Source organism: Serratia sp. TSA_7 (assembly GCF_052692135.1).
This window is the reverse complement of sequence record NZ_JBQZFU010000004.1, coordinates 219,119-245,267: the sequence shown is the minus strand read 5'-3', so window position 1 is coordinate 245,267 and position 26,149 is coordinate 219,119. Positions and strand designations below refer to the sequence as shown.

Below are 26,149 nucleotides of genomic sequence, written 5' to 3'. Positions count from 1 at the left end.
TACAGAAGTGGTAATGCCATTATACCGGGCGCTCTGGCCGGCGACCAGCATTTAGCTGACCAAAAATGCGCAACCCGGGCAGACGATCCTCTGGCCCGGGTTGGTTAGCAGGGTTTTGTGCTGGAATTACAGCACCATGCGGACAATTTCAATGTTGCCCAATTCATCATATAACGTCTCAACCTGGTCGATATGGGTGGCGTTGATGGTGATGGAAACGGAGTGGTAATTGCCTTTGCTGCTCGGTTTAACTTCAGGGTTGTAATCCCCGGGAGCATGGCGCTGCACCACTTCAACCACCTGGTCCACCAGCTCAGGTTGTGCCAGGCCCATTACCTTGTAGGTAAACGAGCAAGGGAATTCGAGCAGTTCGTTCAGTTTAGTTTTCATGTGCGCTCCAGAGTGCTGCTATCAACATAGCGAATCTATAAATTATAACTCCCGCCGGAGCGGGAGTTAATGTTAATCAGTATATGAGGGCAATTTTGCCCGTTTCAACTGTTAACCGAACCAGTGGTGGAACATCAGTTTGATATAATCCACGATGCGGCTGAAGAAACCGCCTTCTTTCACTTCGTTCATTACCACCAGAGGGCGCTGATCGATGGTTTTGCCATCCAACTGGAAGTTGATGCTGCCGACAACCTGGTTTTTAGCCAGTGGCGCATGAATCTCCGGTGTGTTCAGCACGTAGCTGGCTTTGAGATCTTTCATCCGGCCGCGTGGGATGGTCAGGTAGACGTCTTTGTCCACGCCCAACTCAACGCGATCCGAATCGCCGAACCAGACCGGTTCAGACGCAAACTCTTTGCCCACTTTCAGCGGTGCAACGGTTTCGAAGAAGCGGAAGCCCCAGGTCAGCAGTTTCTTGCTTTCGGTTTCACGGCCTTTATAAGTCCGACCGCCCAGTACCGCAGAGATCAGGCGCATCTGGCCTTCGGTGGCGGAAGCCACCAGGTTGTAGCCTGCCGCATCGGTATGGCCGGTTTTGATGCCGTCCACGTTCAGGCTGGTGTCCCACAACAGACCGTTACGGTTCATCTGACGGATATTGTTGAAGGTGAACTCTTTTTCTTTATAAATCGCGTATTCGTCCGGCACGTCGCGGATCAGCGCCTGGCCGATCAACGCCATATCGCGCGCCGAGCTGTACTGGCCCTGTGCGTCGAGGCCGTGTACCGTCTGGAAGTGGGTGTTTTGCAGGCCCAGCTTGCTGACGTAGGTGTTCATCAGGTTAACGAATGCGTCCTGGCTGCCGGCCACGTAATCGGCCATCGCCACGCAGGCGTCGTTACCGGATTGCAGGTTGATGCCGCGGGTCAGTTTGGAAACCGGCACGCGATCGCCTGGCTTCAGGAACATCAGCGAAGAACCTTTGAATACCGGGTTGCCGGTCGCCCAGGCATCTTGTCCCACGGTAACCATGTCTTCCGGGCCGATTTTACCCGCTTTCAGCGCCTGGCCGATGACGTAGCTGGTCATCATTTTTGTCAGGCTGGCCGGATCGCGGCGCGCGTCGGCATTCATTTCCGCCAAAACTTTACCGGAGTTGTAATCAATCAGGACGTAGGCTTCCGCATCGATTTGCGGCACTCCTGGGATCATGGTTTTGATATTAACGTCATCGGCTTGCGCAACGGAAGCTGCACTCATCGCGATAACGGAGCCGAGCGCTATGCTCTTGATTAAGCGAAAAGAAGTTACTTGTTTCATGATCGAGAGGACAACATCCATGAGGGTAAAGTTAAAAACGAGCCACACTATAACAGATGAGATTCCGGCAGGCATTATCCATTCATCTGACTAATAGCGCTTTACCGGCATTTTGCTGAAAGAAAATGTTTCAGCTAGAGAAACGCTTATCAGTCGCGATCGCCCGCCGGGGCTTCATGCTTTTGACCTTTCAAGCTGCAGCAGTGTCGGCTGCAGCTTGAAATTGATCGGGTATCTTTGTTTAGGGTGCGGCAGTGACAAAAGATTGTTGTTGCGCTTCCGCGGCCAGGCGCTGTTGCAACTGTGCCGCCTGCTGGCGATCGTTGAACGGGCCTAACTGTACGCGGTAGACACCGCCGCTGGCCGCAACCTTGCCTGGCACGCCAAATTGCCGGCTCAGGCTCTGTTGCCAGGTTTGTGCGCGTTCAGCGCTGCTGAGTGCACCAACCTGGACGACATAGCTCCCGGCGGAAGAGGCTCCGGCAGCAACGGCTGCGGTGGCGGCGACGGGGGCTGCAATGGCGGCGGCGACGGCCGGTTCAGGTTCTGAACCTTCCAACACGCCGGCGGGAACCTGGCTTGGTGCGCCGAGGAAGCCGGTGCGGCTGCTGCCGGCTGCGGCGGCTGGGGCGTTGCTGTCACCGGTGTCCAGGCTGCTGTTATCTATTGGACGTACTGCGGCACCGCTGGCGATGGGGGCTTCCTGCTGCACGGGAGTTCCCATGCTGCTCGAGCCAAGATCGGGGCGCGACGGCAGGGCGTAGCTTTGTTTGGCGACGATTGTCCCTATGGTGCCGGGGCCGCTCAGGGTGCCATCCGGCGCCACGTTGATGAAATCAACTTTAACCTTGGTGTTGTTGGACAGGTTCAGACGGTCGGCAACGGCTTTCGACAGATCGATAATGCGGCCATTGGTGTAAGGCCCGCGATCGTTCACGCGCACCACCAGTTGACGGCCGTTGGCGAGGTTGGTCACGCGCACGTAGCTTGGGATCGGCAGCGTGGGGTGCGCGGCGGTGAGGCCGTTAGGATCGAACTGCTCGCCCAGCGCGGTGGTGTTGCCCCGGGCTTCTTCGCCATAGGAGCTGGCCAGACCGGTCTGCGAGAAATTCTGCGGGTCCTTCACGATGCGGTAAGTATCGCCATTAACCTTATAATCCTGCAGGGTGCCAGGGTTATAGGGTTCATATTGAGGCTCAACGCCGCCGATTTCCACCACCGGCCCGTTATACGGCTGCTGCGGCGGCGCCTGCTGTTCCGTGGTCGGGGAGGTACAGGCGGAAAGCAACACAGCCACTACGCCGACCCAAAGCCATTCCTTACGCATTACTCACCTCTTATAAACTTTTAGACAGCATTTTCCGATGCGTGTGGATCGACATGATAATGCCGAACCCAGCCATAAGTACGATCAGCGCCGAACCCCCGTAACTGACCAGAGGCAAAGGTACGCCAACTACCGGTAAAATGCCACTGACCATACCAATGTTAACAAACACATAAACGAACAGAATCAGCATCAGGCCGCCGACCATGACGCGGCCGAAGGTCGTCTGTGCCCTGGCGGCGATCATCAGCCCGCGGATAATCACCAGCAGGTACAGCGCCAACAGCACCAGCACCCCAATCAGCCCGAGTTCTTCGGCCAATACCGCGAAGATGAAGTCGGTATGGCGCTCCGGCAAGAACTCCAGCTGCGACTGGGTGCCGTGCAGCCAGCCCTTGCCGGACAGGCCGCCGGAACCTATGGCGATTTTCGACTGAATAATATGGTAGCCGGCACCGAGCGGATCGCTTTCCGGATCGAGCAGCATCATGACGCGGTCGCGTTGATAGCCGTGCATCAGGAAGAACCACAGCACGGGAATAAAGGCCGCCAGCATCACGGCGGCAACGGCGATCAGCTTCCAGCTCATGCCGGACAGGAACAGCACGAACAGACCGGAGGCGGCGATAAGAATCGACGTGCCCAGGTCCGGCTGCGCAGCAACCAGCAGGGTCGGCAGGAAAATCAGCACCAGCGCAATGGCGGTATTCTTCAGCGAAGGCGGGCAGACGTCGCGGTTCATAAAGCGCGCAACCATCAGCGGAACGGCGATTTTAGCGATTTCTGACGGCTGGAAGCGCACAAAGCCGAGATCCAGCCAGCGCTGAGCCCCTTTACTGATCTGCCCGAACGCGTCCACCATGATCAGCAGGATCACGCAGAAAATGTACAGATAGGGCGCCCAGCTTTCATAGACCCGCGGCGGGATCTGAGCCATTACGCCCATCACGATCAGGCCCATGACGATCTGGCCGATTTTGCGTTCCATCATGCCGATATCCTGGCCGCTGGCGCTCCACATCACGAATGCGCTGTAGACCAGCAGAGCCAGAATGAATAACAGGAAAGTGGGGTCGATATGGATTTTGGTCCAGATCGAGCCTTTTTGTTGGCTTTCAGTCATGTTCTACCTTAATCACCTTCTACACCAGGCGGCAGTGGAGCCTCGGAGGGTAATTGCGTATTGTTGTCGCCCAGCAGGATATGGTCGAGGATCTGACGGGTAATCGTCCCGACCGCCGGACCGGAACCGCCGTTTTCCAAAATGATGGCGACCGACACCGTTGGGTTGTTGTACGGCGCAAAGGCGGTCATCAGTTTGTGGTCACGCAGATGCTCTGCGAGTTTGTGGGCGTTATAGGTTTCGTAGCCGAATACCTGTGCGGTACCCGATTTTGCCGCGGCTTTGTAGGGTGCATCCGCGAAGTACTTACGCGCCGTCCCGTTAGGGCGGTTGGCTACACCATACATGCCGTCTTTGGCAATTTCCCAGAAGCCGGAATGAATATCGCCGATCTGCGTGTTCTCTTCCTGACGGAACGGCACCAGCGCACCGTTGATTCGGGTGCTCTGCATCAGATGCGGCGTTTTGACGTTGCCGTCGTTAATCAGGGTATTCAGCGCCTTGGACATCTGGATCGGCGTTGCCGTCCAGTAGCCCTGGCCGATGCCCACCGGAATGGTGTCGCCCTGATACCAGGGTTTTTTATAGCGTTTGAATTTCCAGTCGCGGGTCGGCATCAGGCCGGAACGTTCTTCGGAAAGATCGATGCCGGTGTACTGGCCGTAGCCAAACTTGGTCAACCAGGTCGACAGGCGATCGATGCCCATGTCGTACGCCACCTGATAGAAGAAGGTATCTGCCGATTCTTCCAGCGCTTTGGTGACGTTCAGGCGGCCGTGGCCCCATTTTTTCCAGTCGCGAAAGCGTTTTTCCGAACCGGGCAACTGCCACCAGCCGGGATCGAACACTATGGTGTTTTTGGTGATCACCCCGGCGCTGAGCGCCGAGACGGAAATATAGGGTTTCACCGTTGAGGCAGGCGGGTAAACCCCTTGCGTGGCACGGTTGATCAGTGGCCGGTTAGGATCGTTCAACAGCCCCTGGTAATCCTTGCTGGAGATGCCGTCCACGAACAGGTTCGGGTCATAGCTGGGGTTGGAGACCATCGCCAGAATGCCGCCGGTGCGCGGATCGCTCACCACCACTGCCGCCCGGCTGCCCACCAGCAATTGCTCGATATAGCGTTGCAGGTTGAGATCCAGCGTCAGGTAAACGTCCTGGCCGGCGGAAGGCGGCTGCTCGTGCAACTGACGGATTACCCGACCGCGGTTGTTGACCTCGACCTCTTCGTAGCCGGTTTTGCCATGCAGGGTGTCTTCGTAATAGCGCTCGATACCCAGCTTGCCGATATCGTGGGTGGCGGCGTAGTTCGCCAGCTTACCGTCTTTGTCCAACCGTTCGACGTCGCGATCGTTGATCTTCGAGACGTAACCGGTGACGTGAGTGAGGGCGGAACCATAGGGATAATAGCGGCGCTGGTAGCCTTTCACTTCCACGCCGGGGAAGCGGAACTGATTGACCGCAAAGCGGGCGACCTGCACTTCGTTCAGTGCGGTTTTCACCGGGATGGAGACGAAACGGCGTGAGCGTTTGCGCTCTTTCTCGAAGTTGGTGATGTCGTCGTCGGTCAGATCGACCACCGGGCGCAGCGCCTGCAGCGTCGCTTTCAGATCGTCGATCTTTTCCGGCATCAGCTCCAACTGATAGATAGTGCGGTTGAGCGCCAGCGGGGTGCCGTTACGATCGTAAATAATGCCGCGGCTGGGGGCGATGGGCACCAGCTTGATGCGGTTTTCGTTGGAACGGGTGCGGTAATCCTCGACGCGGACAATTTGCAGATTATACAGATTGGCGATCAGGGTGCCGCTCAGCACCAGAATGACCAAAAACGCCACCAGGGCGCGGCGTACAAACAGGGCAGATTCAGCCGTATAGTCGCGAAAAGGGTTACGTTCTATTTTCATCCCGCTGCTTTATTTCACTCTGTCACTGTCACCACCGGTTATTCCCGGTGGTAAGGATGATTTGTTGTAATACTCCAGGCGCGATAGAGGCTTTCAGCCACCAATACGCGCACTAAAGGATGCGGCAATGTCAATGGCGAGAGCGACCAGCTTTGTTCGGCAGCGGCTTTGCAGGCCGGTGCCAGCCCTTCCGGGCCGCCAATCAGCAGGCTGACGTTGCGGCCATCCTGCTTCCAGCGTTCGAGCTGTTGCGCCAACTGCGGCGTTTCCCACGGCGTACCGGGGATATCCAGCGTGACAATGCGGTTGCCTTTGCCCACCGCAGCCAGCATCTGCTCGCCTTCCTTTTCCAGAATGCGTTTGATGTCGGCATTCTTGCCGCGCTTGCCTGCCGGGATTTCGGTCAGCTCAAACGGCATGTCTTTCGGAAAACGATGCAGATAATCCATAAAACCGGTCTGCACCCAGTCTGGCATCTTAGTGCCGACCGCTACCAGTTGCAGTTTCACCGCTTAGCTCCAGAGTTTTTCCAGCTCATACAGCTGACGGCTTTCTTCCTGCATGATATGTACGATCACATCGCCCAAATCGACCACGACCCAGTCGGAGGCTTCCTGACCTTTCATGCCATACAGTTCCATCCCTGCGGAGCGGGCTTCCTGCACTACGTGGTTGGCGATCGACATCACGTGGCGGGTAGAGGTCCCGGTGCAGATGATCATGCAATCGGTGATGCTGGATTTGCCCTGTACATCCAGAGCGATAATGTCTTGGCCTTTCAGGTCATCGATTTTATCGATGACGAAATCTTGGAGCGCTTTACCTTGCAAAGGTTCCCCCTCGGGTGTGTTCTGTTTGTTCGACTGCGGCAGGCAAATGCCCGCATGCGGCCTGAATCAATGATAATGTCGGCAGGATGCCGCTGAAAGCCAGCTGATAATTGCCCGGCAGCTAAGGTTTCCGGGGTTTTCAGCGAATACCTGAAAAATAGCGGCGCAGTATATCACGCGACTCCGGCTAGCGATATAAACCCTGTAACTCGATATAGCGCTGTACCGAACGCGGCAACAGGTCGTCACAACTGAGGCCCTGATGGCGGCGCTGGCGGATTTCAGTGGCGGAAATTTCCAACAGCGGCGTGTCGGCCAGGTAAATATGTCCCTGCGGCCGTTGGCTGAGCAGCGCGGCGTCGGTGACCCGATGACGCTCCAGCCACTGTTGCAGTTCCGGCGTATCCATTTGGTCATTGTAGCCAGGGCGGGCCAGCACCAACAGATGGCAGACATCCAGCAATGCCTGCCAGCGGTGCCACTTGTGCAGCGTCAGCAGAGAATCCTGGCCAATAATAAAGGCCAATGGCAACGCGGGGCCACGTTCTTTACGAAGGGTTTCCAGCGTCTCAATGGTATAGGACGGCGTGGTGCGGTGCAGTTCACGATCGTCAACGGCGAACAGCGGGTTATTGGCGATCGCCAGCTCAACCATCTTCAGCCGCTGTTGGGCATTGGCCTCCGGCTGCGGGCGGTGCGGGGGGACGTGGTTTGGCAGCAGCGTGACCTGGTTCAGGCCGACTTCTGCGGCCAGCGCTTCCACCGGCCGCAAATGGCCGTAATGGATAGGATCAAAGGTGCCGCCGAACAGGGCATGCAGGATTGTCGCGCTTTGCGGATTAGTGGGCATCTGAAAAACTCGTGGCCAGGGGTTTGCCGCACAGCAGCATAGACAGGGTTTCCAGTTCCGGCCATACCGACTGACCGTAATCCTGCTTCAGGGTGATCTCAATTTGCGTCAACAGATGGACCGCCTGCTGCAATTGAGCGCCGGACAGCCGCTGCAGGGCCTGCGTCACCAGGTTACGGCGGTTTTGCCAGACCTTGTACTGATCGAACAGCGTGCGCAGCGGCACGGATGCCATGCGGCGTTGCAGGTTGAGCAGTTGCAGCAGCTCGCGTTGCAGGGTGCGCAACAGGATCACCGGTTCGACATCTTCCTGCTGCATTTGCTGCAGAATGTGCCAGGCGCGTTTGCTTTTGCCCGCCAGCAGGGCGTCCAGCCAATGAAACGGCGTAAAGTGAGCGGCGTCGTTCACCGCCAGTTCAACGCGTGGCAGCGTGAGCTTACCGTCCGGATGCAACAGTGACAGCCTTTCCAGCGCCTGCGACAGCGCCAGCAGGTTGCCTTCGTAGCAATAGCACAGCAACTGGTTGGCCGCATCGTCCAGCTCGAGCTTCATGGTTTTGGCGCGCTGTGCCACCCAGCGGGGTAACTGCGCTTGTTCCGGCGTCTGGCAACTGACGTAAGCGCCATTTGGGCTAAGCGCTTTGAACCAGGCGCTGTTTTCCTGCGCTTTGGTCAGGCGAGGGCCGCGCAGCATCAGCAAAATGTCGTCATGCAGCAGCGCCGCCAGCTTGATCAGTTGCTCGCCGAGCGGGGCCGTCGGGCCGTTATCCGGGAAGATAAGCAGCAGGGTCTGGCGGCTGGCGAACAGGCTCATGGCCTGGCAGATGCTGAAAATGGCGTCCCAGTCGGTATGGGCGTCGAGAGAAATGCTGTAGTGCTCGGTGAACTGCTGTTGTTGCGCGGCTTGCCGGATCAGATCCTGGCTTTCCTGCAGCAATAACGGCTCATTGCCACTCAATAAATAACAAGCGCGCAGCCCCTCTCGGAGCTGCGCGGCAAGTTGTTCAGGATAAATACGGATCATTGCGCTGAGAGACTTTCCGCTTTTTCACCGGCGGCGGCAGCTTTTTGCTGGGTTTGTTCTTCCGCCGCATGCACCGTCAACAGTTTGCGGACCAGTTGCTGGGCGGCCTGCTCACGCATTTCCTGGCGAATAATGTCCTGTTCGGAGTCTTTTGCCAGTGCGGTCAGCGGGTTGTCGAAGAACGAACGGAAGACTTTCACGTTCAGCGGATACAGATCATGACCCGGGATCAGGACCTGCGCTTGAACGGTCAGCACCATCTGATACTCAGCGGTTTTGCCGTCCCGGAAGATCGAGGCGGTGTCCTGGCTTTCGCTGGAACCGACGAGACGCAGGGAAGGAATATCCTTACGTTTCGGATCTTTGACGATAGTCACGTCGTTCAGACGCAATTGCTCACGCACTGCGCGGGCCAGCGGACCGTAAGGATCCCCACTGTCCAGTATCAGCGTTTTCATTTCCGAGGGGACCTGCGTGGTGCCACGCAGGTGAAAACCGCAGCCGGCGGTGACCAGCACCGCCAACCCCAGCAACAGCGTCAGAATACGATGTCGCACAACTCCTCCTTGTGTTAACCCACAACCAGGTTAAGCAATTTGCCCGGAACATAGATCACTTTACGAACCGTAACCCCGTCCAGATATTTGGCGACCAGATGTTCCTCGGCGGCACGCGCACGTACCTGCTCTTCGGTTGCATCTGCTGCCACGGTGATTTTAGCGCGAACTTTGCCGTTTACCTGTACCACGACCAGCTTGGAGTCTTCGACCATCGCCTGCTCGTCAGCCTGTGGCCAGGCTGCGGTATCCACATCGCCTTCGCCGCCCAACGCCTGCCACAGCGAGAAGCAAACGTGCGGGGTAAACGGATACAGCATACGAACGACGGACAGCAACGCTTCTTGCAGCAGAGCGCGATCCTGCTCGCTGTCCTGCGGTGCGCGGGCCAGTTTGTTCATCAGCTCCATCACGGCCGCAATGGCGGTGTTGAAGGTTTGACGACGGCCAATATCATCGGTCACTTTGGCGATGGTTTTGTGCAGATCACGGCGCAGCGCTTTCTGATCTTCGTTCAGCGCCGCGACGTTCAGCGGCTGGACAGCGCCTTTCTCAAGGTGTTCGTAGGCCAGTTTCCAAACGCGTTTCAGGAAGCGGTTTGCCCCTTCCACACCGGATTCCTGCCATTCCAGCGTCATTTCTGCCGGCGAGGCGAACATCATGAACAGACGCACGGTATCCGCGCCGTATTTCTCGACCATCACCTGCGGATCGATGCCGTTGTTCTTCGACTTCGACATTTTGCTCATGCCAGCATAGACCAGTTCGCGGCCTTGTGGATCGGTGGCTTTAACAATGCGGCCTTTGTCGTCGCGTTCAACGGTGGCGTCGACCGGGGAAACCCAGACGCGCTCGCCGCTGTTACCGGTGTAATAGAAGGCATCCGCCAGCACCATACCCTGACACAGCAGGCGTTTTGCCGGCTCGTCCGAATCCACCAGGCCTGCGTCACGCAGCAGTTTGTGGAAGAAGCGGAAATACATCAGGTGCATGATGGCGTGTTCGATACCGCCGACATACTGATCGACCGGCAGCCAGTAGTTGGCGGCGGCCGGATCCAGCATACCCTGGTCGTACTGCGGGCAGGTGTAGCGCGCGTAGTACCAGGAGGACTCCATAAAGGTGTCAAAGGTGTCGGTTTCACGCAGCGCCGGTTGGCCGTTAACGGTGGTTTTCGCCCACTCGGGATCGGCCTTGATTGGGCTGGTAATGCCGTCCATCACCACGTCTTCCGGCAGGATCACCGGCAGTTGGTCTTCCGGGGTTGGCATTACGGTGCCGTCTTCCAGCGTCACCATCGGGATCGGTGCGCCCCAGTAACGTTGACGGGACACGCCCCAGTCGCGCAGACGGTAGTTGACCTTGCGTTGGCCCACGCCCATGGCGACCAGTTTGTCGGCAATGGCGTTGAAACCGGCTTCGTGATCCAGGCCATCGAACTCGCCGGAGTTGAACAGCGTGCCTTTTTCGGTCATCGCTTCGGCGTGTACGTCCGGCTGGCTGCCGTCGAGCGCCAGCACCACCGGTTTGATCGGCAGGCCATATTTGGTGGCGAACTCCCAGTCGCGCTGGTCGTGAGCCGGAACCGCCATCACTGCACCGGTGCCGTATTCCATCAAGACGAAGTTGGCAACCCAAACCGGCACCTTCTCGCCGGACAGCGGATGAATGGCGAACAGGCCGGTCGGCATGCCTTTCTTCTCCATCGTCGCCATGTCGGCTTCGGCCACCTTGGTATTGCGGCACTCTTCGATAAATTCAGCCAGCGCCGGGTTATTCACCGCACCCTGTTGCGCCAGCGGGTGGCCCGCCGCGACGGCCACATAGGTGGCGCCCATGAAGGTATCCGGACGGGTGGTGTAAACGGTCAGCTTCTCGTCGCTGCCCGCCACGTCAAAGGTGATGTCCACCCCTTCGGAGCGGCCAATCCAGTTGCGCTGCATGGTTTTCACCTGCTCTGGCCAGCTTTCCAGCGTATCCAGATCGTTGAGCAACTGATCGGCGTAGTCGGTAATTTTGATGAACCACTGCGGGATCTCTTTACGCTCTACCTTGGTGTCGCAGCGCCAGCAGCAGCCGTCGATAACCTGTTCGTTGGCCAGCACGGTCAGATCGTGCGGGCACCAGTTGACGGCGGAGGTTTTCTTGTAGACCAGGCCTTTTTCGTACAGCTTGGTGAAGAACCACTGTTCCCAACGGTAGTAATCCGGATCGCAGGTGGCGATCTCGCGATCCCAGTCATAGCCGAAGCCCAGCAGTTTCAACTGGTTCTTCATGTATTCGATGTTGTCGTAGGTCCACGGAGCCGGTGCGGTGTTGTTTTTAACCGCCGCGCCTTCCGCCGGCAGGCCGAACGCATCCCAGCCGATCGGCTGCAGCACGTTTTTGCCCAGCATGCGCTGATAGCGCGAGATCACGTCGCCGATAGTGTAGTTACGAACGTGTCCCATGTGCAGACGGCCTGATGGGTAGGGCAGCATGGATAGGCAGTAGTACTTTTCCTTGCTTGCGTCTTCGGTAACCTTGAAAGTTTGCTTCTCTTGCCAGTGAAGCTGTACGTTCGATTCTATGTCTTCTGGACGGTATTGCTCTTGCATGGCGGCTGGTGGTCCTGTAGGTGTAAAACAGCTACATCCGTAGCATTCTGTTGAGTACTTATAGATCCGCATAGCATAGCTGATAAGACCTCCCGGCAACAACACCAAGCGCCCGACTAGGCGCATTTAAAAAATCCCCGCCATGATATGACTCACATCTTGAGGAGCCCGTGCCTTGCCAAGTGACATCAGCAATTTACGACTAAAATGATAAGAGATAGTTTTAGGCGATAAGCCCTGTCACGTAAGTTCATCGAGGAGAGAATATGAACAAGGTTGCTCAGTATTACCGCGAATTGGTGGCATCTCTGACCGAACGCCTGAAAAATGGAGAGCGTGATATTGACGAATTGGTCGCCGGTGCCGAAAAACGGCTGAACGAAGCGGGTGAATTGACGCGCGGCGAAGTGGAGCAGGTGATCCAGGCGGTACGGCGCGACCTGGAAGAGTTCGCCCGCAGTTACCAGGAAAGCAAAGGCGAGTTTACCGACAGCGTCTTTATGCGGGTAATCAAGGAGAGCCTGTGGCAAGAGCTGGCGGATATTACGGACAAAACCCAGTTGGAATGGCGGGAAGTGTTTAAAGACGTCAGCCATCACGGCGTCTACCACAGCGGTGAGGTGGTAGGGTTGGGCAATCTGGTGTGCGAGCAGTGCCACCATCATTTGGCGTTTTACACGCCGGAAGTGCTGCCGCTGTGCCCTAAGTGCGGCCATGACCAGTTCCAGCGTCGGCCCTTCGAACCTTGAGTGTTGCCCCCTCATCCTTCTTGCTTGGCAAATCAGGATGAGGGGAGACGATCAGCCGAAGAGCTTTTTCATCAGATTACTCAGAAAGCCGCCGCTCGCCGGGGCTTGTACCGCCGCAGGCTGGGTTGCCGGGGCCAATTGCGCCCTGGCCGGCACCTTTTGCGTCACGGCAATGCGGCTGTCTTGCGCGGCTTTTTCAGCGACTTCCGGCCCATAGGCAAAACCTTCCGCCAGTACGAATTCTACGTCGGTGATGCCGATAAACCCGAGGAACAGCTTCAGGTAAGGGGTGATCAGATCGGTTGGCGTATCGGCGTGGATACCGCCGCGGCTGGAGATCACTATCGCTTTTTTCCCGGTCACCAGGCCTTCCGCGCCTTCAGAAGTGTAACGGAAGGTTTGGCCGGCGCGTGCCACCAGGTCGAAATAAATTTTCAGCTGGGTAGGAATATTGAAATTGTACATTGGGGCACCGATGATGACAGTGTCGTGCGATTTCAATTCAGCAATCAGCTCGTCGGAAAGCGCCAGCGTCTCTTTTTGGTGCTGCGTCAAGGGGTTATCACCGGCGTTAAAACCGCCAACCACTTCACCATCCAGCTCGGGCAGGGTTGGGTTGGCCAGATCGCGAAGGGTAAATGTGTCATTCGGATGTGCTTCTCGCCACTGTTCAACAAAAAAATCGACTAATTTTCCAGACTGGGAATAATCGCCCAGAATACTTGATTTCAGGACCAGTATACGACTCATTGGGCTATCTCCAGACTTGCTCTAAGGTGTTAGTGATGCGGTGTATAAGGCATCTTAGAGGCAAGCCGCAGCCAGTGATAGCGTAAAAATTCGCTGTGTTAAATCAAAAAAATTGAATGTGCCGGGGCGCAGTGAACGCCCCGGCCAATCAGTAACGCGCCACGCGTTCAATCAGCAGTTCGATAAATCCTTCGCGATCAATACCGGTCAGCACTTCAACGTTGGCCGGTTTACCGCTCTGCTGGAAGTTATCCACTACCGTCATGCCAAGGGTATATTCCCCTTGGGTTTCCACGCCGACCCAGCGTTCGATGCCGGTAAACAGCTGCGGTGCCAGCAGCCAGGCGATGGTGCAGGGATCGTGCATCGCGGCGCCCGGCAACCCGCGTGGGTGGCTGAGGTACAGCGGCAGATAGAAATCGAGCATCTCTGCAACCGCTTGCGCCACCGGATTGTTAACCTGGCGGATACGTTCGATATCCTGCGGCAGCACCAGCGCCTGATGGGTGACGTTCAACCCGGCCATGGTCAGCGGCACGCCGGACTTCAGCACGATTTCTGCGGCTTCGGGATCGACAAAGATATTGAATTCCGCCACCGGCGTGGCGTTGCCGGCATTCATTCCGCCGCCCATAAATACGATGCGCTCGATGTTGCCTTTCAGCTCGGCATGCTGGACCAGTAACAGGGCGATATTGGTCATCGGGCCGGTGACCACCAGAGTGATCGGTTGCGGGCTGGTGCGCAGCAGGGCGGCGATCAGTTCCACGGCGGTTTGCGTGACCGGTTTTATCGTTGGCGTTGGCAGATGGGTATTGCCCATACCGGTTTTGCCGTGGACATGATCGGCAATCACCAGCGGGCGCATCAGCGGTGCCGCGGCACCGGCAGCGACGGGAATATCTTCGCGTTTCATCAGCGTCAGTAGACCGAGCGCGTTATGCAGGGTTTTCTCCGGCGTCTGGTTGCCGGCGGAAGTGGTGATGGCCTTGATGTCCAGTTCCGGCGAGCGCAGCGCCATGGCAAGGGCAATGGCGTCGTCCAGGCCGGGGTCGCAATCGATAATGATAGGGCGGGGCATGTTTATCTCCTTTGTTGTTATCCAGCGAGCATCGGATCAAAACAGGGGAGAAACAAGCGCTTTTAGTGCCGGGATAGGGGCGGAGAATGCGCCCCGGGCGGGGCGCATAGTGTCGATGAATTAATGCAGTATCTTGGCCAGAAAGTCTTTTGCGCGTTCGGATTCCGGGTTGTTGAAGAAGTCGTCTTTGTTGCGGTCTTCGACAATTTTGCCTTCGTCCATAAAGATCACCCGGTGGGCCACCTTACGGGCAAAGCCCATTTCGTGGGTCACCACCATCATGGTCATGCCTTCTTGCGCCAGCTCGACCATGACGTCCAGCACTTCGTTGATCATTTCCGGATCAAGCGCGGAGGTCGGTTCATCGAACAGCATGGCGATCGGGTCCATGCACAGCGCCCGGGCGATAGCCACACGCTGCTGCTGGCCGCCGGAAAGTTGCCCAGGGAACTTGTTGGCATGGGCGGAAAGCCCCACGCGCTCCAGCAGCTTAAGGCCCTTCTCGCGTGAGGCGTCCTTGTCGCGCTTGAGGACTTTTACCTGCGCCAGCGTCAGATTGTCGATGATCGACAGATGCGGGAACAGCTCAAAGTGCTGGAACACCATGCCCACTTTGGAACGCAACTGCGCCAGGTTGGTGTTCTTGTTGTTGACGGCCGTGCCATTCACCAGGATATCGCCTTGCTGAATCGGCTCCAGACCGTTGACGGTTTTGATCAGGGTGGATTTGCCCGAGCCTGAAGGACCGCAGACTACCACCACCTCGCCTTTTTTCACTTCGGTGGTGCAATCGGTCAGAACCTGAAAGTGACCGTACCACTTAGAAACATTTTTCAGGGATATCATCAAACAGTCCTTTTCTTCAAATAGCTTACCAGCGCCGAGGCGGCGAGACTGATAACAAAATAGACAAAACCGGCGAACAGGATCATTTCAACCTGTGTGCCGTCGCGCTCGCCGATGGTTGAGGCGGTACGGAAGAAGTCGGCCAGGCTCAGCACGTAGACCAGCGAAGTATCCTGGAACAGTACGATGCCCTGAGTCAGCAGCAGCGGAACCATGGCGCGGAACGCCTGCGGCAGGATCACCAGTTTCATCGACTGCCAGTGGGTCATGCCCAGCGCCAGCGCGGCGGAAGATTGGCCGCGGGAAATACTGATAATGCCGGCACGGATAATTTCCGAGTAATAGGCCGCTTCAAACAGGGAAAAGGCTACCATAGCCGAGATCAGGCGAATATCGGTTTTCGGCGATAGCCCCAGAACTTGTTGTAATAAGCTTGGAACCACCAGGTAGAACCACAGCAGCACCATCACCAGTGGCACGGAACGGAACAGGTTGACGTAGAGTGTGGCAAACCAGCTGATAGGCTTGATTGGAGACAGACGCATGACCGCCAGAATGGTGCCCCAGAGGATGCCAAAAACGATGGCGGTCACGGTGATCTTCAGCGTGATGACCAACCCTTGCAGCAGGTAAGGGAAGCTTGGGACAATGGATGCCCAGTCAAATTCGTACATTATTTACTCCCCATATTGCCAGGCAACTGCACTTTCTTCTCTACCAGACGCATAAACAGCATGATCACGGCGTTGATGCCGATATAGGCTAGCGTAATGGCGGTAAAGGATTCATAGGCATGCGCGGAGTAATCCAGCAGCTTACCGGCCTGAGCCGCCATATCCACCAGGCCAATGGTTGAAGCGATGGCGGAGTTTTTGACCAGGTTGAGCATTTCCGAGGTCATCGGCGGCACAATCACCCGGTAGGCGTTCGGTAACAGCACATAGCGATAGGTTTGCGGCAGCGTCAGGCCCATGGCCAGCCCGGCGGCGCGTTGGCCACGCGGCAGGGACTGAATCGCGGCGCGTACCTGCTCGCACACGCGGGCGGCGGTAAACAGCCCGAGGCACAGCATGGAGGAGATAAAGAACTGGACGTTGGGATCGAGTTCGGTTTTGAACCACATGCCCAGATTGGCAGGCAGCAACTCCGGCATCACCAGATACCAGGTAAAGAATTGCACAATCAGCGGCACGTTACGGAACAGTTCGACGTAGCAGGTGCCGAGAGCGGAAAGAAAACGGTTTGGCACGGTACGTAAAATACCGAACAGCGAACCGACAAAGAAAGCGATAATCCATGCACAGACGGAGAGGGCTACCGTGACCTGGAAGCCGGACCAAATCCAGCCGAGGTAGGTGGTATTCCCAAACGGGGCCTGCTGCAGGAAGATACCCCAGTTCCAATCTATTGACATAACAAACTCCGTTAAGCGGGCGCAGAGCGCCTAAAGATTGATGACTATTCAGCGCCGATTGCATCGCGGCCAGTCAGGCTGGCTTATGTGCGCGGATATCGGTTGTGAGTTCGGGGGAAAATGAGGGAGGGGAACGGCCCCCCTCATTCCTGTCTGTCCCAGCCATCAACAGGGCTGGTTTGGCCTGGCGGCCGCACCAGCTCTCTTTCTATTAGTTCAGTGCTTTATCGTTAGGCTCTTTGAACAGTTGCTTCATGTCGTCTGACAGGGCGAAGTTCATGTTGAGGTTCTTTGGTGGAATTGGCTGGTTGAACCATTTATCAAACCATTTTGCCGCTTCACCGGAGGTTTGGGCCTGAGCGATGGTGTCATCGACCAGTTTTTTGAACTCGGCGTCGTCTTTACGCAGCATACAGCCGTAAGCTTCTTTCGACTGCGGCGTGCCGAGAATTTCCCATTGATCCGGCTTCTTCGCTTTGGCTCGTTCGCCCGCCAGCAGCGCGTCATCCATCATAAAGGCTACGGCGCGGCCGCTTTCCAGGGTACGGAACGAGTCACCGTGGTCTTTGGCGCTGATGATGCGCATGTTCATCTTGCCGCTGTCGTTGAGTTTGTTCAGCAGCACTTCTGACGTTGTGCCGGAGGTGACCACTACAGGTTTGCCGGCCAGGTCTTTGAAGTCTTTGACGTCAGAGCCTTTTTTCACCAGCAAGCGGGTACCGACCACGAAGATGGTGTCGGAGAAGGCCGCCTGTTTTTGACGCTCAACGTTGTTAGTGGTTGAACCGCATTCAAAATCGAAGGTGCCGTTCTGCAGCAGTGGGATACGGTTCTGCGAGGTGATCGGCAGCATTTTTACCTGCAGATCGGGCATGTTCAGTTTTTTCTTAACAGCATCAACGATTTGGTTGGAGTAGTCCTGGGAGTAGCCCACAACTTTCTGCTGGTTGTCGTAGTAGGAGAACGGCACTGACGATTCGCGGTGGCCGACAACGATCACGCCGTTGTCTTTGATTTTCTTCAGCGTACCGGTCAGTTCTTCCGCATGGGCTACGTTACCCGCCATACCGATCAGCAGTAACGATAACGCCAATTTACGCATTTGCATGGTCCAGCTCCTTTGCTGTTGTCGTGGTTCTGACTCAAGAGTGTCAGGTTTAAAACGGGGGATCTCTTACTCAAGATATAAAGATAGTCTTGGCACAGATAACCGTTAGAAAATAGCCGATTGTGAACACAATGAAACTAAAATGTTTCATTTTTTGAGACGCCACGCGCACCAAATTAATGCAACAAAACCCTGATGCACCCTTCCGGTGCCTGTGATGCTCTCAAGTTGTGCATAAGTGCGACAAAACGTCAGTAAAAGTAAATCGGTCTTAAATCACAAAGTAATTAAAGCAAGGAGTGTGCCAGAAGCGTTGATTTGATGGGTATTTGAGATGGGGACAGGGACGCGGTGCGCAGTTCAGTGAACTGCGCACCGGTTGAGATTACCTGCGACGCAGGCCGAGCATCAACGCCATGCCGCCAAGCAGCAGGGTGATGATCCACAGCGGTGTGGCGCCAAAACGGGCGTATGGCGTAATGCCGGTGGTCGGGGTGACTTTCACCTCGAGCACGCTGCGGGTGAACTGCGGGATCTCGGCAATCACCTCGCCGTTGGCGTCAACGGCGGCGGTTACGCCATTGTTGGTGCTGCGCAACAGTGGGCGCCCCAGTTCCAGCGCACGCATGCGCGCCATCTGGAAGTGCTGCCACGGGCCGATGGAATGGCCGAACCAGGCGTCATTGGAGATGGTCAGCAGGAAATTGGTGTCCGGGCGGAAGTTATCGCGCACCTGTTGGCCGAGAACAATCTCATAACAGATCGCTGCCGTCAGGTTATAGCCCTTCACGCTCAGTTGTGGTTGGACGTAATCGCCGCGGCTGAAGGACGACATCGGCAGATCGAAGAACGGCGCCAGTGGCCGCAGCAGCGTCTCCAGCGGCACAAACTCACCGAACGGCACCAGATGATGCTTGTTATAACGGTCTTTGGCCGGGTAGACGTACGGCGTCTGTTCACCCAATACAATGGCGCTGTTATAGATTTGCTGGCCCTGCGGGGTGGCGCGCACGTCGACAATCCCGGTGATCAGGCTGCTGTTTTTGGCGCGCATCAGGTCGTCCATCATGGTCAGGAAACCGTTCTGGCTGGCTTCGTAATCCGGGATGGCGGATTCCGGCCAGATGATGATCGGCGCCTTGCCCATGTAAGGGCGGGTTTCATCCAGATAGGTTTGCAGCGTGCTGACCAGCGCTTTCGGATCCCACTTCATCGATTGGGCGATGTTGCCTTGCACCATGGCGACATTCACCGCTTTCTCCGGTTGCGGGGTGAACCACTGCAACTGACGCAGCGGCCAGGGCAGCAGCAGCAACGCGACGGCGACGGCCGCTGCGGCAACGCGGCGTTGATTGATGGCATACACCAGCAATCCGGCGATCGCCATCAGGATGAAGGTGATGGCATCAACCCCCAGCAGCGGTGCGACGCCTTTCAGCGGGCCGTTGAGTTGACTGTAGCCGAACTGCAACCAGGGGAAACCGGTCAGCACCCAGCCGCGCAGAAACTCAGTCACTTGCCACAGCACCGGCGCGGCAATCGCCAGGCGGTACCAACTGGTGGTTGGCCACAGGCGCGACAGCAAGCCGGCGAACAGCCCGGTATACAACGCCAGGTAGGCGGCCAGCAGGGCGACCAGGAAAATATTGACGGCAAACGGCATGCCGCCGAAGTCGGCAATGCTGACGTAAACCCAGTTGACGCCGGCGCCAAACAGGCCGAACCCCCAGCAGAAGCCGAGCAGGGCGGATTGTCTGGTGGTGCGGTTGAGGGTAACGGCCAGCAGGCCGAACAGGGAAACAATGGCCGCAGGCCAAATATCGTAAGGAGAAAACGCCAGCGCGCCGCCGGCACCAGACAACAGCGCCAGCAGGGCACGAACCCGCTGGCGTTCAAGGAAAGAGGCTTTAGCCATGTTTGATTTAGTCTTCCAGTTTCGGTTGCGGAGAATCGTCCGGAATTTTTACATGAACCTGGATGATACGTCGACTGTCGGCCATCGCAACCTTAAACAGGTAACCTTCGATTTCAATGGTTTCCCCGCGCGCCGGCAGGTGCCCGAAGGCCTGCATCACCAGGCCGCCGATGGTGTCGACCTCGTCGTCGCTGAAGTGCGTATTAAAGGCCTCGTTGAAGTCTTCAATCGGCGCCAATGCCCGCACGGTATACATATGGCGGCTAAGCTGGCGGATATCCAGATCTTCCTCGTCGTCATATTCGTCTTCGATTTCGCCGACAATCAGTTCCAGAATGTCTTCGATGGTGACCAGGCCGGAAACGCCGCCGAATTCGTCAATGACAATCGCCATGTGATAGCGCTGGGAGCGGAACTCCTTCAGCATCCGATCAACACGCTTGCTTTCGGGCACCACCACCGCGGCGCGCAGCACCTTATCTATGCTGAACGGCTCAGACTCTGCACGCATAAACGGCAGCAGATCCTTGGCCATCAGAATGCCTTCGATGTGATCTTTATCTTCGCTGATCACCGGGAAGCGCGAGTGGGCGGATTCGATAATCACGTCCAGGCACTCTTCCAGCGTCTGGTTACGCTTGAGCGTGACCATTTGGGAACGCGGGATCATGATGTCGCGCACGCGCTGCTCGGCGATATCCATCACGCCTTCCAGCATGTCTCGGGTGTCGGGATCGATCAGGTCGTTTTGCTCGGAATCACGGATCAGCTCTACCAGATCGCCACGGTTTTTCGGTTCGCCGTGGAACAGCTGGTTAAGGATGAGAGTAAAGAACCCCTTCTTGGGACTGGGGCTGTCATTGCTTTGTGAATGGTCGTCGCTCATGGCGTTTTAGTTAATATCACTCATGTAAGAGTTAGGGGCGTCAGCGACAGCCCCTTACAGGGGCTGCGGGGAATCAGCTGACGTCAGAGGGGGTCTTTTTCCGCCAGGTACGGGTCCGGATAGCCCAGGCCGTGCATGATTTCGGTTTCCAAAGACTCCATTTCTTCGGCTTCATCGTCTTCGATGTGGTCATACCCTAGCAGATGAAGGCTGCCATGGACAACCATATGCGCCCAGTGGGCCTCCAGCGCCTTGTCTTGCTCAACCGCTTCTTGTTCAACGACCTGACGGCAGATGATCAGATCGCCGAGCAGCGGCAGCTCGATGCCCGGTGGGGCTTCGAACGGGAAGGACAGCACGTTGGTCGGTTTGTCCTTCCCGCGGTAGGTCAGGTTCAGTTCGTTGCTTTCGGCTTCGTCCACCAGGCGAATGGTGACCTCGGCTTCTTCCTGAAACTGCGGCAGCACGCCTTCCAGCCAGCGCTGGAAGGTGGCTTCGTCCGGCAGGCCGTTGCTGTCTGCACAGGCAATCTGCAGATCCAAAATCACCTGGCTCATAGTGTCTCCTGCCCGGAGGCGATGATGGCCTCGTGCTTACGTTGTTCGGCAATCGCGTCTTTGCGTTTTTGTTCGGCGGCTTCCCAGGCTTCATAGGCGATAACCACGCGGGCTACCACCGGGTGGCGCACCACGTCTTCGCTGTGGAAGAAGTTGAAGCTCAGTTCTTCGACATCCGACAGGACTTCTATCGCATGGCGAAGGCCGGATTTCTGGTTGCGCGGCAGGTCAATCTGCGTAACGTCGCCGGTGATCACCGCCTTCGAGTTGAAGCCGATGCGCGTCAGGAACATCTTCATCTGTTCGATGGTGGTGTTCTGGCTCTCATCGAGAATGATAAATGCGTCGTTCAGGGTGCGGCCGCGCATATAGGCCAGCGGCGCGACCTCAATCACGTTGCGTTCGATCAGCTTCTCCACGCGCTCGAAGCCCAGCATTTCGAACAGGGCGTCGTACAGCGGGCGCAGGTAAGGATCGACCTTCTGGCTCAGATCCCCCGGCAGGAAGCCCAGTTTTTCACCGGCTTCAACCGCCGGGCGCGTCAGCAGAATGCGGCGAATCTCCTGGCGCTCCAGGGCATCTACCGCAGCGGCGACGGCCAGATAGGTTTTCCCGGTACCCGCCGGTCCAATGCCGAAGGTGATGTCGTGATCGAGAATATTGGCGATGTACTGCGCCTGATTGGGCGTGCGTGGTTTCACCATGCCGCGCTTGGTTTTGATGGTCACCGCTTTGCCGTAATCCGGCACGCTGTCGGCTACCTGCTCAAGCACCCGGCTTTCTTTGATCGCCAGATGGATCTGTTCCGGGTCGATATCCGGGATCACGCCGCGAATGGGCGCGGTGTCCACGTACAGGTGGCGCAAGATATCGGCGGCGGCAACCACGCACGGGTTTTTGCCAACCAGCTTAAAACGGTTGTCACGGCGGTTGATCTCGATCCCCAACCGGCGTTCGATCTGTTTGATATTGTCATCAAATGGGCCGCACAGGCTGAGCAATCGCTTATTGTCTGCCGGCTCTAACAAAATTTCTTGTGTTGCGACGTTCAAACTATTCCTCAAGGCTCACATCGGGCCTGGTTGATTTTCGGTACGCGCATTCAGGGCAAACCCTGACGTTTCTACCTTGAATTATTCATGGTGCGCCGCACCGGCGCAAGTTTACCCGTGATCTATCTGTGCGCCGGCGGCGTAATTCAAGGGCCGGGAGAGGAAAAAACGCGGCAAAAACAGCCGCGTAATTGTGCGGGGATCAGTTCTTTTTCACGAATTCGGATTTCAGCTTCATCGGGCCAAAACCATCGATTTTACAGTCAATGTTGTGGTCGCCTTCCACCAGACGAATGTTTTTCACCTTGGTGCCAATCTTCAGCATCGAGGAACTGCCTTTGACCTTCAGATCTTTCACTACGGTCACGGCATCGCCGTCGGCCAGCAGGTTGCCGTTGGCGTCTTTGACAATCAAGGTATCGCTGTCCGCCGCAGGCGCGCTGTCGCTCCACTCATGGGCGCATTCAGGGCAGATAAACATCGCATTGTCCTGATAGGTGTATTCGGAGTTGCACTTCGGGCAGTGTGGGAGTTGCATGCTATGTCGCCTCTTTATAATAAAAAACAAAAAAGAACATCACCGGACGCAAGCGCCCGGCGGAGAAATAATAAGGATAACGTTAACGTGGCGACGGGCGCCACGGCTTACGGCAATGCGGAAACGGCGTCAGGGCTGGTAAGTGCCGACACCCAGCGCATTTTCTTTGCGGGTACGGGCGATCACCGATTGCGGGGATTCATGTACGCGCAGATCCATCTGCTGCTCGGTACGCACCACTGCGCCACGCAGTGTGTTGGTCATTACCTCGGTGATTTCCACATCAACGAATTGGCCGATCATATCCGGTGTGCCTTCAAAGTTCACCATACGGTTGCATTCGGTGCGACCGGCCAGCTCCATCAGGCTCTTGCGCGAGGTGCCCTCAACCAGAATACGCTGCACGGTACCGAGCATGCGGCGGCTGAACTGCAACACCTGCTGGTTGATGCGATCCTGCAGGATGTACAGGCGCTGTTTCTTTTCGTCTTCGCTGACGTCGTCCACCATATCGGCCGCCGGGGTGCCCGGGCGTGACGAATAGATAAAACTGAAGCTGGCGTCGAAGTTAATCTCGGCGACCAGGTTCATGGTCTGTTCGAAGTCGGCCTGGGTTTCCCCCGGGAAGCCGATGATAAAGTCGGAGCTGAGCTGTATGTTCGGCCGCGCCTTGCGCAGCTTGCGAATGATCGCTTTGTATTCCAATGCGGTGTGCGCGCGTTTCATCATGGTCAGAATGCGATCGGAGCCGCTCTGTACCGGGAGATGCAGGAAACTGACCAGTTCAGGCGTGTCTTGATACACCGCGATGATGTCGTCGGTGAATTCAATCGGATGGCTGGTGGTGAAACGGATGCGGTCGATGCCGTCAATCGCTGCCACCAAACGCAGCAGTTCGGCAAACGAACAGATGCCGCCGTCGTAGGTGGCGCCGCGGTAGGCGTTGACGTTCTGGCCGAGCAGGTTCACTTCACGCACGCCTTGCGCCGCCAGTTGGGCGATCTCGAAAAGCACGTCATCGCTTGGGCGACTCACTTCTTCGCCGCGGGTATAAGGCACCACGCAGAAAGTACAGTATTTGTTGCAGCCTTCCATTATGGAGACAAAGGCGGTTGGGCCTTCGGCGCGCGGTTCCGGCAGGCGGTCGAACTTCTCGATCTCCGGGAAGCTGATGTCGACGATTGGGCTGCGGGTGCCGCGCACGTGGTTGATCATTTCCGGCAGGCGGTGCAAGGTCTGCGGGCCAAACACAACGTCGACGCAAGGTGCGCGGCTGCGAATGTGTTCGCCTTCCTGAGAGGCCACGCAGCCGCCAACGCCGATGATCAACGCCGGGTTCTTTTCTTTCAGCAGTTTCCAGCGCCCTAACATGGCGAAAACTTTTTCCTGCGCTTTCTCACGGATTGAGCAGGTATTCAGCAGCAGTACATCCGCTTCTTCAGCGTTGTCGGTCCATTCGAACCCGTGTGTGCTTCCCAGTAAGTCCGCCATTTTTGATGAATCATATTCATTCATCTGGCAGCCCCAGGTTTTGATATGCAGTTTTTTGGTCATTGACTTGCCATTACTCAGTGCGGAGCGAAAGTTGCGATACGCGACATGCAGGGGGCGTATTGTAATCATTTGGCGCCGTTGTGACCAGCGCGGGGAAAACGGTATGCGACCTGATGCGCAATTAAAAATCCGGTACACTGATGCCAAACGCCGTGCCCGTTGGGATGGCGATAATTCACTAAGAAAACATGGCCAAAATGAACACATCTCAAAAAAGGTATGACGCCGTAGTGGTAGGCGGCGGGATGGTCGGCGCGGCGGCGGCGCTGGGGTTGGCGCAGGCCGGTTGGTCGGTGGCATTGCTGGAACATCAGCCGCCGCAGGCGTTCGATGCCCAAAGCCCGCCGGATCTGCGTATTTCAGCCATCGGCTGCACTTCGGTCGGGTTGCTCAAGCAGCTTGACGTCTGGAAAGCGGTAGCGGGCATGCGCGTGGCGCCGTATCGCCGGTTGGAAACCTGGGAATGGGCGTCTTCACGCGTAGCGTTTGACGCGGCTTCGCTGGGGCTGCCTGAGCTGGGCTTTATGGTGGAGAATCGGATTTTGCAATTGGCGCTGTGGCAGCAAATGGAGCAGTGCGACAATTTGACGCTCTGTTGCCCCGCCAGGCTGCGTTCGCTGCAACGGGAAGGTGACCGCTGGCAATTGGAGCTGGACTCTTCTGAGAAGCTGCAGGCGCGGCTGGTGGTGGGGGCAGACGGTGCGAATTCGCAGGTACGTAATCTGGCGGCCATCGGCACCAGCGGTTGGCAATATCGCCAGTCCTGCATGTTGATCACCGTCGATACCGGCGCGCCGCAACAGGATGTGACCTGGCAGCAGTTTTTCCCTTCCGGGCCGCGCGCTTTCCTGCCCCTGTATGACCAATGGGCTTCACTGGTGTGGTATGACAGCCCGCAACGCATCCGCCAGCTGCAAGCGATGCCGCCGGCGCAGCTTGAGAGGGAAATTGCTGAAGCATTTCCGGTGCGCCTGGGAGCGGTAAAAGTGCATGCCGCCGGGGCTTTCCCGCTGGCGCGCCGCCACGCACAACGTTATGTCCTGCCGGGGCTGGCGTTGCTCGGTGATGCAGCTCACACCATCAACCCGTTAGCGGGGCAGGGGGTGAACCTGGGCTATCGCGATGTGGAAGCGTTGCTGGCGGTACTGAGTGACGCCCGGGAGCAGGGCGAGGACTGGAGCAGTGAAGCGGTGCTGATGCGCTACCAGCGCCGTCGTCGCACCGACAACTTGTTGATGCAAAGTGGCATGGATCTGTTTTATACCGCGTTCAGCAATAATTTGGCGCCGCTGAACGTAGCGCGCAATATTGCGCTGATGGCGGCCCAGCGGGCAGGCAAGCTGAAGGAGCATGCGCTGAAATACGCACTGGGGCTGTAGTCGAGGTGGTGTTTTCCTGGTACGGGCGCAGCAGGTTGCGCCCGCTTTATAACGAGACTTCACGAACTCAGAATAGCAAAAAGCCCGCCGAAGCGGGCTTTTCTAAATGTGGCTGGGGTGCCAGGATTCGAACCTGGGTATGCTGGTATCAGAAACCAGAGCCTTACCGCTTGGCGACACCCCAATGGTATAACAGTAAAATATGGTGGCTACGACGGGATTTGAACCTGTGACCCCATCATTATGAGTGATGTGCTCTAACCAGCTGAGCTACGTAGCCATTTTTCGATATTTTACCTTAAAAGTCAACAGTGTTGGTATGGCTGGGGTACCTGGATTCGAACCAGGGAATGCTGGTATCAAAAACCAGTGCCTTACCGCTTGGCGATACCCCA

Annotated in this window: 25 protein-coding genes and 3 tRNA genes; 2 read left to right on the top strand and 26 right to left on the bottom strand. The window is 56.9% G+C overall.

Translation table 11 applies throughout. The annotated features are described in order from the left end of the window. Window positions 1–126: 126 nt before the first annotated feature. The 11 genes from ybeD to leuS form a co-directional block, all read right to left on the bottom strand. Window positions 127–390 (bottom strand): DUF493 family protein YbeD, encoded by a 264-nt coding sequence (gene ybeD, locus ACUTQW_RS16215; protein WP_004949579.1) that lies wholly within the window; start codon window positions 388–390, stop codon window positions 127–129. Between the two features lie 111 nt (window positions 391–501). Then, complete coding sequence (gene dacA / locus ACUTQW_RS16210; RefSeq protein ID WP_006324071.1) at window positions 502–1,713, bottom strand: D-alanyl-D-alanine carboxypeptidase DacA; 1,212 nt, start codon at window positions 1,711–1,713, stop codon at window positions 502–504. Window positions 1,714–1,954: 241 nt separating this feature from the next. Then, window positions 1,955–3,040, bottom strand: coding sequence for an endolytic peptidoglycan transglycosylase RlpA (gene rlpA, locus ACUTQW_RS16205; RefSeq protein ID WP_006324072.1), 1,086 nt, complete (start codon window positions 3,038–3,040; stop codon window positions 1,955–1,957). Window positions 3,041–3,050: 10 nt separating this feature from the next. Further along, window positions 3,051–4,163 (bottom strand): peptidoglycan glycosyltransferase MrdB, encoded by a 1,113-nt coding sequence (gene mrdB / locus ACUTQW_RS16200; protein ID WP_006324073.1) that lies wholly within the window; start codon window positions 4,161–4,163, stop codon window positions 3,051–3,053. An 8-nt stretch (window positions 4,164–4,171) separates the two neighbouring features. Beyond that, a complete protein-coding gene (mrdA, locus tag ACUTQW_RS16195; RefSeq protein WP_004949593.1) occupies window positions 4,172–6,067 on the bottom strand; it encodes a peptidoglycan DD-transpeptidase MrdA in 1,896 nt (631 codons plus the stop codon). Between the two features lie 38 nt (window positions 6,068–6,105). Further along, complete coding sequence (gene rlmH, locus ACUTQW_RS16190; protein ID WP_004949595.1) at window positions 6,106–6,576, bottom strand: 23S rRNA (pseudouridine(1915)-N(3))-methyltransferase RlmH; 471 nt, start codon at window positions 6,574–6,576, stop codon at window positions 6,106–6,108. A 3-nt stretch (window positions 6,577–6,579) separates the two neighbouring features. Next, window positions 6,580–6,897, bottom strand: coding sequence for a ribosome silencing factor (rsfS, locus tag ACUTQW_RS16185; protein WP_004949598.1), 318 nt, complete (start codon window positions 6,895–6,897; stop codon window positions 6,580–6,582). 187 nt (window positions 6,898–7,084) lie between these two features. Further along, the gene (nadD, locus tag ACUTQW_RS16180; protein WP_004949600.1) at window positions 7,085–7,747 is read right to left on the bottom strand and encodes a nicotinate-nucleotide adenylyltransferase; all 663 of its coding nucleotides are present in this window, start codon (window positions 7,745–7,747) and stop codon (window positions 7,085–7,087) included. After that, window positions 7,737–8,771, bottom strand: coding sequence for a DNA polymerase III subunit delta (gene holA, locus ACUTQW_RS16175; protein ID WP_004949603.1), 1,035 nt, complete (start codon window positions 8,769–8,771; stop codon window positions 7,737–7,739). Before holA ends, nadD begins: the two co-directional genes overlap by 11 nt. Beyond that, window positions 8,768–9,328: an LPS assembly lipoprotein LptE gene (gene lptE, locus ACUTQW_RS16170; RefSeq protein ID WP_004949605.1), complete on the bottom strand. Its 561-nt coding sequence runs from the start codon at window positions 9,326–9,328 to the stop codon at window positions 8,768–8,770. The genes holA and lptE overlap by 4 nt, the downstream gene beginning before the upstream one ends. A gap of 14 nt (window positions 9,329–9,342) precedes the next feature. Beyond that, a complete protein-coding gene (leuS, locus tag ACUTQW_RS16165) occupies window positions 9,343–11,925 on the bottom strand; it encodes a leucine--tRNA ligase (protein WP_037430379.1) in 2,583 nt (860 codons plus the stop codon). Window positions 11,926–12,191: 266 nt separating this feature from the next. Between leuS and ACUTQW_RS16160 the strand changes: the two genes are divergently transcribed. Further along, on the top strand, window positions 12,192–12,674 hold the full coding sequence (locus ACUTQW_RS16160) for a zinc ribbon-containing protein (protein WP_004949608.1): 483 nt from the start codon (window positions 12,192–12,194) through the stop codon (window positions 12,672–12,674). A 51-nt stretch (window positions 12,675–12,725) separates the two neighbouring features. On the opposite strand, the gene ACUTQW_RS16155 is transcribed toward ACUTQW_RS16160, so the two are convergent. The 12 genes from ACUTQW_RS16155 to miaB all read right to left on the bottom strand — a co-directional run bounded on the left by ACUTQW_RS16155 (window position 12,726) and on the right by miaB (window position 24,375). Then, a complete protein-coding gene (locus tag ACUTQW_RS16155; RefSeq protein ID WP_006324076.1) occupies window positions 12,726–13,424 on the bottom strand; it encodes an FMN-dependent NADH-azoreductase in 699 nt (232 codons plus the stop codon). A gap of 148 nt (window positions 13,425–13,572) precedes the next feature. After that, window positions 13,573–14,505: a pyrimidine-specific ribonucleoside hydrolase RihA gene (gene rihA, locus ACUTQW_RS16150; RefSeq protein WP_004949612.1), complete on the bottom strand. Its 933-nt coding sequence runs from the start codon at window positions 14,503–14,505 to the stop codon at window positions 13,573–13,575. Window positions 14,506–14,625: 120 nt separating this feature from the next. Continuing rightward, window positions 14,626–15,351 (bottom strand): amino acid ABC transporter ATP-binding protein, encoded by a 726-nt coding sequence (locus ACUTQW_RS16145; RefSeq protein WP_004949614.1) that lies wholly within the window; start codon window positions 15,349–15,351, stop codon window positions 14,626–14,628. Further along, entirely contained in the window at window positions 15,351–16,025 is a 675-nt protein-coding gene (gene gltK, locus ACUTQW_RS16140) for a glutamate/aspartate ABC transporter permease GltK (RefSeq protein WP_004949616.1), read from the bottom strand. Before gltK ends, ACUTQW_RS16145 begins: the two co-directional genes overlap by 1 nt. Then, window positions 16,025–16,765, bottom strand: a complete 741-nt coding sequence (locus ACUTQW_RS16135) for an amino acid ABC transporter permease (protein WP_020438628.1) — start codon at window positions 16,763–16,765, stop codon at window positions 16,025–16,027. The genes gltK and ACUTQW_RS16135 overlap by 1 nt, the downstream gene beginning before the upstream one ends. Before the next feature lie 211 nt (window positions 16,766–16,976). Further along, on the bottom strand, window positions 16,977–17,873 hold the full coding sequence (locus tag ACUTQW_RS16130; protein WP_006324078.1) for an amino acid ABC transporter substrate-binding protein: 897 nt from the start codon (window positions 17,871–17,873) through the stop codon (window positions 16,977–16,979). A gap of 385 nt (window positions 17,874–18,258) precedes the next feature. Beyond that, window positions 18,259–19,788 (bottom strand): apolipoprotein N-acyltransferase, encoded by a 1,530-nt coding sequence (gene lnt / locus ACUTQW_RS16125; RefSeq protein ID WP_006324079.1) that lies wholly within the window; start codon window positions 19,786–19,788, stop codon window positions 18,259–18,261. A 7-nt stretch (window positions 19,789–19,795) separates the two neighbouring features. Beyond that, on the bottom strand, window positions 19,796–20,674 hold the full coding sequence (gene corC / locus ACUTQW_RS16120; RefSeq protein ID WP_004949631.1) for a CNNM family magnesium/cobalt transport protein CorC: 879 nt from the start codon (window positions 20,672–20,674) through the stop codon (window positions 19,796–19,798). 83 nt (window positions 20,675–20,757) lie between these two features. Next, the gene (gene ybeY, locus ACUTQW_RS16115; protein WP_004949634.1) at window positions 20,758–21,231 is read right to left on the bottom strand and encodes an rRNA maturation RNase YbeY; all 474 of its coding nucleotides are present in this window, start codon (window positions 21,229–21,231) and stop codon (window positions 20,758–20,760) included. Next, a complete protein-coding gene (locus ACUTQW_RS16110; protein WP_004949638.1) occupies window positions 21,228–22,283 on the bottom strand; it encodes a PhoH family protein in 1,056 nt (351 codons plus the stop codon). Before ACUTQW_RS16110 ends, ybeY begins: the two co-directional genes overlap by 4 nt. A gap of 202 nt (window positions 22,284–22,485) precedes the next feature. Beyond that, the gene (locus ACUTQW_RS16105; protein ID WP_013811883.1) at window positions 22,486–22,821 is read right to left on the bottom strand and encodes a zinc ribbon domain-containing protein YjdM; all 336 of its coding nucleotides are present in this window, start codon (window positions 22,819–22,821) and stop codon (window positions 22,486–22,488) included. Between the two features lie 129 nt (window positions 22,822–22,950). Then, window positions 22,951–24,375 (bottom strand): tRNA (N6-isopentenyl adenosine(37)-C2)-methylthiotransferase MiaB, encoded by a 1,425-nt coding sequence (miaB, locus tag ACUTQW_RS16100; protein ID WP_006324081.1) that lies wholly within the window; start codon window positions 24,373–24,375, stop codon window positions 22,951–22,953. Window positions 24,376–24,572: 197 nt separating this feature from the next. On the opposite strand from miaB, the gene ubiF reads away from it, so the two are divergent. Then, window positions 24,573–25,754, top strand: coding sequence for a 3-demethoxyubiquinol 3-hydroxylase (gene ubiF, locus ACUTQW_RS16095; protein ID WP_037430392.1), 1,182 nt, complete (start codon window positions 24,573–24,575; stop codon window positions 25,752–25,754). A gap of 109 nt (window positions 25,755–25,863) precedes the next feature. On the opposite strand, the gene ACUTQW_RS16090 is transcribed toward ubiF, so the two are convergent. The 3 genes from ACUTQW_RS16090 to ACUTQW_RS16080 all read right to left on the bottom strand — a co-directional run bounded on the left by ACUTQW_RS16090 (window position 25,864) and on the right by ACUTQW_RS16080 (window position 26,149). Continuing rightward, a tRNA-Gln gene (locus tag ACUTQW_RS16090) sits at window positions 25,864–25,938 on the bottom strand. Window positions 25,939–25,957: 19 nt separating this feature from the next. Then, window positions 25,958–26,034, bottom strand: a tRNA-Met gene (locus ACUTQW_RS16085). A 40-nt stretch (window positions 26,035–26,074) separates the two neighbouring features. Further along, window positions 26,075–26,149, bottom strand: a tRNA-Gln gene (locus tag ACUTQW_RS16080).